Annotated in this window: 12 protein-coding genes and 1 pseudogene; 2 read left to right on the top strand and 11 right to left on the bottom strand. The window is 69.2% G+C overall.

Features of this window, described 5'->3' with window-relative positions; genetic code table 11:
• Nucleotides 1-33: 33 nt before the first annotated feature.
• The 8 genes and pseudogenes from AB0C28_RS30200 to AB0C28_RS30165 form a co-directional block, all read right to left on the bottom strand.
• Complete coding sequence (locus AB0C28_RS30200) at nt 34-618, bottom strand: DinB family protein (RefSeq protein ID WP_357861596.1); 585 nt, start codon at nt 616-618, stop codon at nt 34-36.
• Nucleotides 619-722: 104 nt separating this feature from the next.
• A complete protein-coding gene (locus tag AB0C28_RS30195; protein ID WP_358079254.1) occupies nt 723-1,001 on the bottom strand; it encodes a hypothetical protein in 279 nt (92 codons plus the stop codon).
• 155 nt (nt 1,002-1,156) lie between these two features.
• Nucleotides 1,157-3,010 carry a tetratricopeptide repeat protein gene (locus AB0C28_RS30190; protein ID WP_358079251.1) on the bottom strand — a complete coding sequence of 618 codons (1,854 nt, stop codon included), beginning with the start codon at nt 3,008-3,010 and terminating at the stop codon, nt 1,157-1,159.
• Nucleotides 3,011-3,125: 115 nt separating this feature from the next.
• Nucleotides 3,126-3,737, bottom strand: a pseudogene (locus AB0C28_RS30185) (BTAD domain-containing putative transcriptional regulator); the annotation flags it as partial.
• Between the two features lie 489 nt (nt 3,738-4,226).
• Nucleotides 4,227-4,361, bottom strand: coding sequence for a hypothetical protein (locus AB0C28_RS30180; RefSeq protein WP_357861602.1), 135 nt, complete (start codon nt 4,359-4,361; stop codon nt 4,227-4,229).
• A gap of 265 nt (nt 4,362-4,626) precedes the next feature.
• Nucleotides 4,627-5,382 carry a response regulator transcription factor gene (locus tag AB0C28_RS30175; RefSeq protein ID WP_358079248.1) on the bottom strand — a complete coding sequence of 252 codons (756 nt, stop codon included), beginning with the start codon at nt 5,380-5,382 and terminating at the stop codon, nt 4,627-4,629.
• Nucleotides 5,379-6,500, bottom strand: coding sequence for a sensor histidine kinase (locus tag AB0C28_RS30170; RefSeq protein ID WP_357861606.1), 1,122 nt, complete (start codon nt 6,498-6,500; stop codon nt 5,379-5,381). Before AB0C28_RS30170 ends, AB0C28_RS30175 begins: the two co-directional genes overlap by 4 nt.
• 10 nt (nt 6,501-6,510) lie before the next feature.
• Nucleotides 6,511-7,998 (bottom strand): alpha/beta fold hydrolase, encoded by a 1,488-nt coding sequence (locus AB0C28_RS30165; RefSeq protein ID WP_358079245.1) that lies wholly within the window; start codon nt 7,996-7,998, stop codon nt 6,511-6,513.
• Between the two features lie 96 nt (nt 7,999-8,094).
• Between AB0C28_RS30165 and AB0C28_RS30160 the strand changes: the two genes are divergently transcribed.
• Nucleotides 8,095-9,024: a tyrosine-type recombinase/integrase gene (locus AB0C28_RS30160; protein ID WP_358079242.1), complete on the top strand. Its 930-nt coding sequence runs from the start codon at nt 8,095-8,097 to the stop codon at nt 9,022-9,024.
• A 120-nt stretch (nt 9,025-9,144) separates the two neighbouring features.
• Here the strand turns inward: AB0C28_RS30160 and AB0C28_RS30155 are convergent, their stop codons facing one another.
• Genes AB0C28_RS30155 through AB0C28_RS30145 form a run of 3 tightly spaced genes read right to left on the bottom strand, consistent with a single transcriptional unit; the run spans nt 9,145 to nt 11,201 of the window.
• Entirely contained in the window at nt 9,145-9,741 is a 597-nt protein-coding gene (locus AB0C28_RS30155) for an SDR family NAD(P)-dependent oxidoreductase (protein WP_358079239.1), read from the bottom strand.
• A gap of 40 nt (nt 9,742-9,781) precedes the next feature.
• Complete coding sequence (locus tag AB0C28_RS30150; RefSeq protein WP_358079236.1) at nt 9,782-9,985, bottom strand: (4Fe-4S)-binding protein; 204 nt, start codon at nt 9,983-9,985, stop codon at nt 9,782-9,784.
• 7 nt (nt 9,986-9,992) lie between these two features.
• Nucleotides 9,993-11,201, bottom strand: coding sequence for a cytochrome P450 (locus AB0C28_RS30145; protein WP_357857124.1), 1,209 nt, complete (start codon nt 11,199-11,201; stop codon nt 9,993-9,995).
• A 103-nt stretch (nt 11,202-11,304) separates the two neighbouring features.
• Here AB0C28_RS30145 and AB0C28_RS30140 point away from each other — a divergent pair, with 103 nt between their 5' ends.
• Nucleotides 11,305-11,967: a helix-turn-helix domain-containing protein gene (locus AB0C28_RS30140; protein ID WP_357857121.1), complete on the top strand. Its 663-nt coding sequence runs from the start codon at nt 11,305-11,307 to the stop codon at nt 11,965-11,967.
• Nucleotides 11,968-11,974: the final 7 nt, after the last annotated feature.

Here is an 11,974-nt window from a genome sequence, read left to right as displayed (position 1 = left end):
GGACGGATGGGGCCGGCCGCGTAGGGTCTGTGACTAGGCCGTGATCGGCGCGGCCGTCCTGGCGGCCTGCTCGATCTTCGCGCGGTAAGCCGCACGAGCTTCCTCGTCGATCCGCGTGTCGTGCTCGGGACGCAGCCCGGTCCGGCCGTCGAGGCCCTCGCGCAGGATGTCGGCGTGCCCGGCATGCCGGATGGACTCGCCGAGGACATGGACCAGGACGGCGAACAGGTTCGTGTCGTTGTGAGGCTCCGGCCACCACGGGACATGGCCGGGGGCGTCGAGGGGCAGCTCGCTGATCGTCGCGTCGGAGTGTTCCCACGTACGCCGGTAGAACTCGATGATCTGATCACGGGTCTCGTCCTCGGCCGCCCACAACTCGCTGCCGTCGGAGTCCTGCCACCGGGGCAGCGGTTCGGGGGAAGGGCGGCCGAAGACCTCGCCGAAGTACCTGGCCTCGACATTGGCCACGTGTTTGACCAGGCCGAGGAGGTTGGTCCCGGTCGCCGTCAGGGGCCGGCGGGCGTCGTACTCGGACAGCCCGTCGAGCTTCCAGACCAGCACCTTGCGGTCCCGCCGCAGTCTGCCGTGCAGGTGGTCTTTCGCGAAATCATCGATCATGCGGCATGAGCCTGCCACGGGCCGCTCGCACTCGCCAAATCCCGTACGTGGTCGTTCAGGCAGGCGAGGGCCGGGGCGAAGGCGGCGCGGTGCTGGTCCGGCGCCTACGTCGCCGCGCCACGGCGGAAGATCCGCCTGGAATCGGGCTGCGGGCTTCCGAGGCCGGACCCTTGCGGCCCGCAGGCGTGGCGGTCCACCAGCCGAAGGCCCGTCCTCACCAGCACCCATCCGAGCCGCTCGGCGATGGCGCTGATGACCGACGCGCGGGCGACCAGACGCGCCCTGCGCTGCCGGTCGGCCTCCTCCCACAGCTCACGGGCTCGCACGCGTTCGACCCACAGGTAGAGGTCTGGATGCATGGTGCTCTCCTGGATGGTCGTCACGGTCGGAACGAAAAGCCGCACGTGCGCACGCCGACATGCTCGCGACGCTGGTACGCCGGCGACCGAAGCCCTCACCTGACCAATCCGGCGTTCGCACGTCGAGGTGTGCATGGACGATGCTGGCAAGCCGGACTCACCAAGAACTGACCAGGATCTCACCCAGCGGCGTAGTGGTCGCTCCGCTGCATCAGGGCCTGGACCGGGAGCCGTTCGGCCGCCGCGGCCTCGACATCGCCCGTCTCCTCGTGCAGGGCCGCGAAGTCGTTGAGCACACGTACCTCCCACAGCAGTGCCCGCATGCTCTGGCTCACTGCCAAGGCCTCGGTGAAGCAATGGGCGGCCCGGTCGACGTCGCCTCGGCGGCGATGGAGCTTGCCCAGAGTCCGCAGAACGCGCACTTGGGCCACCGGCTCGCCGATGTCCACGGACAAGGTGAGGGCGCGGCTCAGCAGCGGCTCGGCCTCCGGCAGGCGGTCGCGAAGCAGCCGAATCAGCCCGAGGCCGTGCAGCACGAACACCAGCAACCGGGGAGTACGCACCTGTTCCGCATGCCGGCGGGCCTCGGCCAGAACGTCCTCGGCACCGTCGAGGTCACCCATCGCCAGCCGGGCCTCCCCGACGAACCACAGCGACCTGGCACGCAGGTGCGGGCCGAACACGGGGGCGGTGTGGGCCAGTTCGAAGGCCTGCTCCATGACGGGCAGAGCCAGATCCGGGCGGCCCTGGACGAGGTGCAACTCGCCGATGTCGCCCAGCGACAGGAACTGGCCTCCGCGGTCCTCCACCTCCCGCATGTGGGCCAGGGTCCGCTCGTACCGGGCCAGGACGCCATCGAAACAGCCCTGCATCAGATCGATCCGGGCCTCCAATGTGTGCGCCAGAACCCAGCCGCCTCGGTTACCGGTCCGCTCGCACAGCTTCATGGCCGTGGCCAGCTTCGCGCGGGCACGCTCATAGTCGCCCCGGTGGTGGCTGTCCAGCATTGCCTCGTTCGCGCTCGTCAGCGCCGCGCCCCGGTCATCACCCGCGTGCAGCGCCACCGCCAGAGCGACGGCGTGCGTCTGCCGCCACTCATCGTGATGCGAACGGGCCTCGAACAAGGGCACAGCCGAACCGGCCAGATCCCAGCACAACTCGACGGCTCCGATCCGCGCGGCCTGCTCGACCGCCGCCACGATGTTGACCCGCTCGCTGTCGTACCAGCCCAGCGGGTCGGCCATCAGGCCGACGCCCTCCCGCGCCCGCCACCGTGCAGCCTGTCCATGCAGCGCGATATAGCCGCCACCCCACAGCGCGTCGTAGGCGTCCTCGGTCAGCGCCAGCCAGCCGCCCAGGGCGCGCAGCAGCGCGGCTTCTCGGCTCGCCGGCGATTCTTCGGCCTCGGCGCGTTCCCGGGCGAACGCGCGGACCAGATCGTGCGGGCGGTAGCGGACCTGCTCGCCCGCCGGGGACCGTACCGCCTCCAGTAACTGCGCGTCCGCCAGACGCTCCAGCGCTTCCTCGGCCTCGGCCAGCGGTCCGTCCAGGAGCGCGGCGGCGACCCAGGCCGCGATATCAGGCGCCTCCAGCAGGCCGAGCAGCCGGAACAGGCGGCGCTCGGGCGCATCGAGCGCGCGGTAGCCGACGGCCAGGACAGCACGCACCTCCATCGCGCCCAGGGCCAGGTGATCGAGCGGACGATGGGCCCGTTCGAGCTGGTCCGCCAGGCGCGCCACAGTCCAGTGCGGGCGGGCGGCCAGCCGCGCCCCGGCGATCCGCAATGCCAGCGGCAGCCGGCCGCACCCCTCGATGAGCCGCCGCACCTGATCGGGCTCGGCCTCCGTACGGGCGCCGCCGATCAGGCGCCCCAGCAACGCGACCGCCTCCGGCAGCGGCATGACGGGCAGCTTGATGCGGGTCATGCCGTACAGCGCCGCCAGATTGGACCGGCTGGTCAGCAGGGCCGCGCAAGAGGGGCCGGTAGGCAGCAGCGGCTGGATCTGGACCGTGTCGGCGACGTTGTCCAGCACGACGCAGCAGGCAGACCGGCGACGGCGGCGGGCCAGGCGCCGGCAGATCGTCGCCGAGCAGGGCCAGATGTGCCCGGCGCAGCCCCGGGCCCGGGTCCACCCCGAGGTCGTCGGCCAGGTGGCGCCGGATCTGCTCATAGCGGCGCAACCCTTCGGCACGCCGGTCGGCGTGCCCGAGCAGCGTGATCAGCTGGGTGTGGATGGACTCGTCGTAGGGCAGCGCCTCGGCCAGCCGCCGCAGAGGGTCGACGGCATCGGCGGCACGCCCGCAACCCATGGCGGCCTCCGCCAGGTCCCGCGCACTATCGATCCTGGCCTGCTGCAGTTCCGCGACCGCAGGTAGCTCGTGGGGCCACTCCAGGTCCGCGGCCAGCACCGGCCCACGCCACAAATCGAGCGCCGCCAACAGCACATCCGTCCGGCGATCCGGATCTGCTTCCTCGCGCGCGCCGGCGACGGCGAGACGGAAGCAGGACGCGTCCACCTGCTCCGGCGGCGCCTGGATACGGTAGCCATCGCCTTCCCGCACGATCGCGATGCCGGTCGGCCTCAGCCACTCCCGCAGCCGGTACACAGCGCTGTACAACGCCGCAGGCTCGCACCCCGACGGCCCCCAGACAAACGCGATCAACCGCGCCCGATCCACCAGCCGGCCCGGCGTGAGCAGCAACGCGCCCAGCAGCCGACGCACCGCCGGCTGGGACACCGCACGCTCCTGGCCATCCATCCACACCCGCAACGAGCCGAGCACCTCGAAGGCGGGCGGCGAACCTTCGACACAGGCCACGCCACCACCGATTATCAGGGGAACGGATGAGCGTCAACGTGCCTTACGCGCCCAACAAGATCATCCGGCTCCGACCTGCGAGGAAGCGGCTGGAGCGCCTACCTCGACGTCCGCGGTGCTATGGTCCCGCCATGACTCACCAGCGATCAACGGGACCGACCGGCTTCCAGTAGTGCGCCAGGAAATACCTGGCGGTGCAACCCAGAGAGCCTCATGCCCCACACTGCCCATCACATTGATCGTCCGACTCTCGACAGGGGTGACCTGAGGGGACTCCCATGGCGATCAGTGACGCTAGTTGATCTCCGTTACAGTGCCGCATGCCTGCGACAGGCACGACGGGCCGGTCACCGGCCGCTCCCGACGTCTCTTCGCCGCAAAGTCGACGTCTACTCCCGGGCCAGGGCCGCCCCGCGGGACCAGTCGGTGTCAGAGTGGGCCGGCATCGAGGAGCGCCAGGCACGCCAACGCCTGCGCCTCAGGCTCGAAGCCATCCGCCAGAGGGTCAACGCCACAACCGATGGCCCTCTTGCCGTCGACGCTTTCGATGATCTCGAAGTCCACCCCGCGCGACACCGTCGCAACGTCATCTGGCAGTACTGATCAGGCCAGATTCATTGAGGATCTTCCGGTCGCGGGGGGTGGGTGCCGGTAGCCCGTTCATTCGGGCAAGTCGGGGTGCCGTTAAAAAAATATGCGATGAGCCGCCAAACCAAGCCTGAGCTGGGACTTCGTAGGCGACGCCGTCGGGGGTATCACTCTTCAGGTGACAAGCTCACGCCGTCTGGGTGGCATAGCAGATGCGCGGCAGGAGCACCTCGTTGAGGGGTCAGGTGTCTGAGTCGCGCGGGGCCAGTCCGTGCTCGTAGGCATAGATGACGGCGCGCACCCGAGTGGGCAGCCCGAGCTTACGCAGGAGGCTGGCGACGTGGGTCTTGGCTGTCCCCTCCTCGATGGTCAGGGCTTGGGCTATCTCCGCGTTGCTCAGCCCTCGGGCCAGTTGCCGAAGTACCTCGAGCTCACGAGTGGTGAGCCGTTGTTGCGCGTCCGTGGCGGGCCCGGGCGACAGTCTCGCGAAGCGGTGGATCAGCCGGGTGGTGACCTGCGGGTCCACCAGCCCGTGCCCGCGGTGTAGCGCCCGCACCGCCTGCAGCAGCAGCTCAGGGTCGCTGTCCTTGAGCAGGAATCCCGCAGCGCCCGACTGGAGCGCGCCGAACAGGTACTCGTCGGTGTCGAAAGTGGTGAGCGCGAGCACCCTCGGTGGTGTCTCCACGTCGGCGAGTTGCCGGATCGCGGAGATCCCGTCGACATACGGCATGCGCAGATCCATCACCACCACGTCAGGACGCCGCCACAGCGCCTGGTGCACAGCCTCGGCTCCATCGGCCGCCTCACTGACCACCTCGATGTCGGGCTCGCCGTCCAGCGTCACGCGTAGTGCTTCGCGTACGGCCGGTTGGTCATCGGCGATCACCACCCGAACGATCACAGCGCCCTCCTCATCCAGGTCGGCCGGACCGGCATGCGATGTACACCGTGATGCCGGACTGTCGATGTCGAACCATCCGTCATCCCGGTCGCTCACGTCGGATTCCCCGCAGCGCTGGAGGGCTGTCCCTGACCCTTCGGTGATGCCGACCCCTTCGCGATCGGCACGATGGCCTCCACCAGCCAGCCGTGCTGCGGGACCGGGCCTGCCGTGAACGTTCCCCCATGTTGGTGTACGCGTTCGCGCATGCCCCTGATGCCTCGCCCCTCCGCTCCGGCAAGGCCGCAGCCGTTGTCTGTGATCGACATCGTCACCGCGGTCCGGCTGCGCCGCACTCGCACCTCCACCTTGGTGGCACCCGAATGGCGGGCGGCGTTGGTGAGCGCCTCCTGCACGACGCGGTAGACCGTATGACCCATGCCGGATGGCAGCGGAGTGCCGGGGCCGACGCGGTGGACCGAGATCCGCAGGTGCGGAGTGGAGAGCCGCGCGGCCAGGTCCTCGATCTCTTCCAAGCCCGGGCCGGCGGGCACCTCGCGCAGGGTGTCGAGCAAGGCGCGTACCTCTTTCAGCGCGGCAGAGGACAGCTCGGCGATGGTACCCAGTGCTCTGTCGGCGGTCGGCGCCTGGCCGCGCAGGGCACGGCGGGTGGCGGTGGCCTGCATGTGGACCGCGGTGAGGTGGTGGCCGACGCTGTCGTGGACGTCGCGGGCGAGTGCGGCGCGGTCCTCAGCCATGGCGCGCCTGGCCTCGGCGTGGTCGAGCCGCGCCGCCTGCGCGACCCGCTCACCGTGCAGCCGGAGGGCGTGGCCGACGGCGACCGGAGCCACGCCCATGATGACCAGGTCGGTGACCACGGACAGGCCCTTGTAGGCCTGCGGGATGAGCAGGCCGTAGCCGGTGGTCCAGACTATGGACAGGCTCATAACCAGCCATGGGCGGCGCGGCACGTGGAAGGCCGCCGAGCCGAACATGACCATGGTCACCAGTCGGCCAGGCCAGCCCGGTATCACCAGGCCGAGCAAAGCTATCGCTGCCGACAGCAGCGCTCCCGGCAGCGGGAAGCGTGCGCGCAGCGTCAAAGGCAGGGCTGCGGCGAGGCTGGCGCCCGCCAGGAGGGGCAGCCCGGGTCGCGGCGGCCCGCCGTCGAGCATGGCGAACCCGGCGAGCACGGCCGTGGCCGCGAGCACGAGCAACCCCTCTCTGACGTACACGTCGGCTACGCTACTTCGCCGGTCCGCAGGAGGCGCCGCGCGGCGGCATCTTGCCCGTGGTCAGGTAGCGGTGCACGTGCTCGCGTACGCACGGGTGGCCGGAGAAGTAGAGGGCATGTCCTCCCACAGCCTTCAGGTAGCGGGCGCGGGGAAGCTGGTCGGCCAGCCGGCGGCCGTCGGCGGCCGGACTGTTGTCGTCGTGTTCGCCGTTGGCGATGAGCACAGACGGCAGGCCCGGCGCCTTGATGGGATGGGGCGCGTATGTCCTGGTCGGGGGCAGGCCCGCGCAATGGTTGGCCATCGGCCACACCATCCGCCATCCGATGTGGGGCGTATCGCGACGTAGCGTGGTCTCCAGCTTCTTGAGCTTGTCGTAGCCGGGGTAGGGCAGATCCGCGCAGAGGATGACGCGCGACAGGTTGGGGTCCGGCGCTCCTTCCACCTTGGCGAAGAACGAGGCGTCACCGGCCTGCGCCCGCGCGAGTCCGGCGGCCAGGCGCTCCCAGGTGGCCTCGTAGGTGAAGTTGGCTCGGGAGGCGATCTGGGTGTCGCTGATGCGCACCTCGGGACCGGCCTCGGGCGCGGGGATGGGCTCGCGGCGGGCCTTGGCCATCACCTTGTCCCAGACGGCCATGGGGTCCTTGCCGTGCAGCGCGCAGGTCGTGGTGCTCTGACACCAGGCGGCGAAGCGTTCGGCATTGGCTTCCAGGGCCTGGGCGCGCCGGCGAAGCCACTCATGCAGGTCGGGTGTGGTGTGGTCCCACACGCTGTCGAGGTACATCCGGCCGACCTTGCGGGGGAACAACTCAGCGTAGGCCTGCCCGAGCACGGTGCCGTGCGAGTTGCCCACGTAGGTCAGTTTGGCCTGGCCCAGGGCCTTTCTGATCGCCTCCATGTCGTGTGCGATCTGCCAGGAGTTGAGGTTTCCCGACAGCGGCCCGGCTTCCTTGGCGCACGCTTGCCCGAACGTGCGATTCTTCGCAGCGTACGCGTCGTAGGCCGACTTGCTCGGAAACGCCCATTCGGTGGCGAACGGTGCGGGGATAGGGCAGTTGATGGCAGTGGACTTGCCGAACCCCCGCGGGTCGAAAATCACCACGTCGAACCATTTGGTCAGATCTGCGAAGTACTTCTTTCCTTGGCGGAGAAGCGTTATCTGCTCGCCAGGGCCACCGGTGTTGACCAACACCACGCCCTTCTTGCCGGCCTGATCCTGGGCGGGCAGCTTGGCGAGGCTGATCGTGACCTTCGGCCCTGATCCACGGGCCCAGTCGGCCGGCACCTGGATCTGCTCGCACTGCAGACCGTCTCCGCAGTCCTGCCACGACAGCGGCGTGGTCGTGACCGGGGCGATGGCGGTGACCGCGCCGATGACGAATGAGGCAATCATGTTCATGCCGGAAGGATCGCGGGGGTCGTACCGATCGCGCGTCCCCCTTTCTGCATATCTTTGCCGGAAGAGCGACGGGGGATGTCCGCAAAGCTCCTCTTTCCACAAACAGCTGATACTGCTCGGTCGGAACTTCTGATATCGCAAGAGTGGCGCTAGGATTGGAGCCCGAAATCACTTCTGATATCAGGGAGAGGGGCGACGGTGGGGCGACGCCAGGAGGTACCGGCCGCGTTCACCACGGAGCACGACGACTACGCCGCGGCGCTCGAGCGCGCCCCGCTGGACGCTGACACCCGCCGCGCCTACGCCTCCCGGGTCCGCGCCTTCCTCGCCTGGCTGGACGCCGCCGCCCTCGACAACGCAGACCCGCTGAGCGACGCTCATAGCCGCGACTTCGCCGTGCGCGACTACAAGACGTACCTGAAGACGGTGGCCAAGCGGAAGGCCAACACCGTCAACGCCCACCTGGCCGCGCTCGACCACTTCTACAGCCACCGCGGCCTGGGCCCGGTCCAGGTCCGCCGCGACACCCCACCCAAGCTCGCCCCCCAGGCTCTCGACGCCCGCGAGCAGCGGCGCTTCCTGCGCGCCGTGGAGACCCGGCGGGTCGCCCGCGACCGCGCCATCGGCCGGCTGCTGTTCTACTCCGGGCTGCGCGTCGCCGAGCTGGTCGCCCTGGACGTCGACGACGTGCCGCTATCAGCACGCAAGGGCAAGGTCATCGTCCGCAACGGCAAGGGCGAGACCTCCCGCGAGGTGCCCCTGCTGGACACCACCGTGCGCGAGACCGTCAAGGAGTGGAAGACCGAGCGGAGCCAGTGGCCGGGCTCGGGCGGCCCGGCGCTGTTCCTCAACCGCTACCGCGGCGGCCGGCTCTCAGCCCGCGCCGTCGACCAGCTGCTCGACGAGCTCGCAGCCGAGGCCGACCTGGTCGACGACAACGGCGCGCCCACCGCCTCCGCGCACACCCTGCGCCACACCTTCGCCACCAACCTGCTGCGCCAGGGCGTCGACATCGTCGTGGTCGCCGAATTTATGGGGCACGCCTGCCTGGACACCACCCGCCGTTATACCCTGCCCACCCACGGCGACCTGAAGGCCGCGGTCGCCAAGCTTGCCACCGATCAGTAGACCCGAGCGTCGAGGGTCACGTGCCGGTTCCGGGCGAACCGAGGTCGCCGATACTCAGCCGGGCGTTCAGGTCGAGGCGCACCTCGCCGTAAGGGCGGACATGCAGCCAGAACAGCGGGGTCAGGCCGAGCCGATCGACCGGGGTGAGCAGGCGGCCCACTCGGGCTCGGCGAGGACGTCTTGAAGCATCAGGACATTCACCATGACGAGCGAGGCCTGCAAGATCCGAAGACACAGCGCGGTCATCTCCACCTCATCGCGCCGGTTGGTGGAGATCGCACCACCGCGGCTGTAGCAGATCACCGCGTTGGCGCGGTTCCACGCCTCGACCACGTTCAGCCCTTCCTCGATCTCCCGCTGCAGGTCGCGGTCTCGTAGATAGCGGGCGACGAACGTGGTACGGCCCAGGAACAGCGGTTGGCGCTGAGAATGGTCATGGCGCAGTCCCGCGGCGATCCCGGCGTTGTTGACCAGGCCGTCCACCCGGCCGTAGCGCTCGACGGTCGCCTCCACCACGCTCTTCCAGTCATCCTGGCTGGTCACATCGTGGCGGAGGAACAGGCTCTGGATCTTGGAGGCGGTTTTCGCGCCCTGTCCGTCGAGCAGGTCGCTGACCACCACCGTGGCTCCGTCCCGAGCCATGCGGGTGGCCACGGCTGCACCGATCCCGCGGGCGCCACCTGTCACGATCACTACCTTTTCCCGCAGACCAGACATACTCGTCCCCTTCTGTTGTTCGTCGATTCGTTGAGTCGAGTCATCGAAAACGAGGTCTGATGTCGAGCGCCCCGCTGGGGCACAGCCGGACGGCCTCGGCCGCGGCCTCGCGCTGCTCCTCGGGAGGGTCCGGTAGGAGTACCGCGACCAGTCCGTCGTCGTCGCCCTGGTCGAAGACCCCCGGCGCGGTGAGCGCGCACATGCCCGCGCTGACGCAGACGCTGGTGTCGGCGGTGATCCGCATGCTCCACCTACCAGGTGACGGGTAGCTCGTGGATGCCGTACGCGAGATTGCCGTGCTTGTAGGGCAGTTCGTCCACCGGCACGGCGACCCGCAGGGTGGGGATGCGCTCGAAGAGGGTGGCGAACGCGATCTCCAGTTCGGCCCGGGCGAGATTCTGCCCGAGGCACTGGTGCACGCCGTAGCCGAAGGCGACGTGGTGCCGGTTGCCGCGGTGAACGTCGAGCCGTTCGGGCTCGGGGAACACCGCGGGATCCCAGTCGGCCGCGGCCAGCAGGGCGAAGACTCCCTCGCCCGCACGGATCCGGGTGCCACTGAGCTCGGTGTCCTCGGCCGCGATCCGGGTGGTGACCAGGTCGGCGATGCTGAGGTAGCGCAGCAGTTCTTCGATGGTGTCGGGGAGGAGTTCGGGGTTCTCGCGCAGGGCGGCGAGCCGGCCGGGGTGCTCCAGAAGCGTCACGGTGCCCAGCGAGATCATGTTCGCGGTGGTCTCGTGGCCCGCGTTGAGCAGCATCAGGCACATCATGAGCAGCTCATCGCGGCGGAGTTCGCCGGCGGGCTCCAGGTGCTCGGTGACCAGCTTGCTCAGCAGGTCGTCGCCGGGCTCCTGCTGCTTGCGGGTGATCAGGCCATCCATGTAGGCGCGCAGTTCACCCAGCGCGGCCGCGAACTGCTCCGCGGTGCTCTGCCCTGACACGCCGACCTTGCTCCTGCTCTGGAAGAAGTCGTGGTCGTCGTAGGGCACGCCGAGCAACTGGCAGATCACCAGCGAGGACATGGGGAGCGCGAACGCCTCGACCAGGTCCACCGGCGGGGTCATGGCTAGCAGGTCGTCGAGCAGCCGGTCGACGGTGGCCTGAATGCCGGGCCGCATCGTCTTGACGCGCTTGAGGGTGAACTCCTGGATGAGCATACGCCGGTAGAAGCTGTGTTGCGGCGGGTCCATACGGATGAACGGCGGGCGCCGCAGGACCTGCGTCTGCCCCGGCAGGAGCGTGGGGAAGCCGGGGCGGGTGCCGTCGGCGCTGAACGCCGGGCTGCTCAGCACGGTCCGGACATCCTCATACCGGGTCACCAGCCAGGCGGCGCCGCCGGTGGGTAGCCGCACCTTGGAGACGGGTTCCTCGACGCGCAGCCGGTCGTACTCCGGCGGTGGGGCGAACGGGCACTGCCGCTGGAGCGGGAAGCTCCGGCTGTCAGGAGTGGGGGTCTCGGACATCAGCCTCTCCTCAATAAGTGGAGGAAAACCCTTCGATTGCTGTGGACGATAAGCTAGCACAACCGAAGGACTTCCCTCCGCATTCCAAGGAGATGGGTACCGGTTGACCGAGAACACGACCCGGCTGCGGGCGGACGCCCGCCGTAACCGCGAGCAGATCATCATCACGGCCCGCGAAGTCTTCCTCGAACAGGGCATCCACGCGCCGCTGGAGGAGATCGCCCGCCGCGCCGGCATCGGCATCGCCACCCTTTACCGCCGCTTCCCCGACCGCCACACACTTGTCCGGCAGGTCGCCCTGGACAACCTGACCCTGGTCGGCGAGGAACTGGACCGCGCCACCGCCGCGCACCCCGACGCCTGGGGCGCGCTCACGCAGCTCATACGCCGCCTGGTGGAGTTGCGGCTCAACGTCATCATGCCGGTGCTGCTCCCCGGCCTGGAGCAGGACGCGCGCGGTGAGGGGGGAGCGCTGAAGGCGCGACGCAACCAGCTCTACGAGCAGATGGAACGACTCACCCGTGCCGCCCAGCGGGACGGGCAGCTTCGCCAAGGCATCAACCCCATCGACATCTGGCTCGGCGTCATCAAACTGTCCCGCCCGCTACCCGTCATCGGCGCCGAGCTCAACGAGCTGATCACCGACCAGCAGCTGGAGCTGCTCCTCGGCAGCCTCCACGCCACGGCGCTGGACGCCTCCGAGCCGCTGCGCCGGCAGCCACTGACCCTCGACGACCTGGACCGCCACCTCAAAATGGCGGAGTAGCCGGCTT

The organism is Nonomuraea sp. NPDC048892 (assembly GCF_040649735.1).
Lineage (GTDB): Bacteria > Actinomycetota > Actinomycetes > Streptosporangiales > Streptosporangiaceae > Nonomuraea > Nonomuraea maheshkhaliensis.
This window is presented reverse-complemented; position numbering and strand designations above follow the sequence as displayed.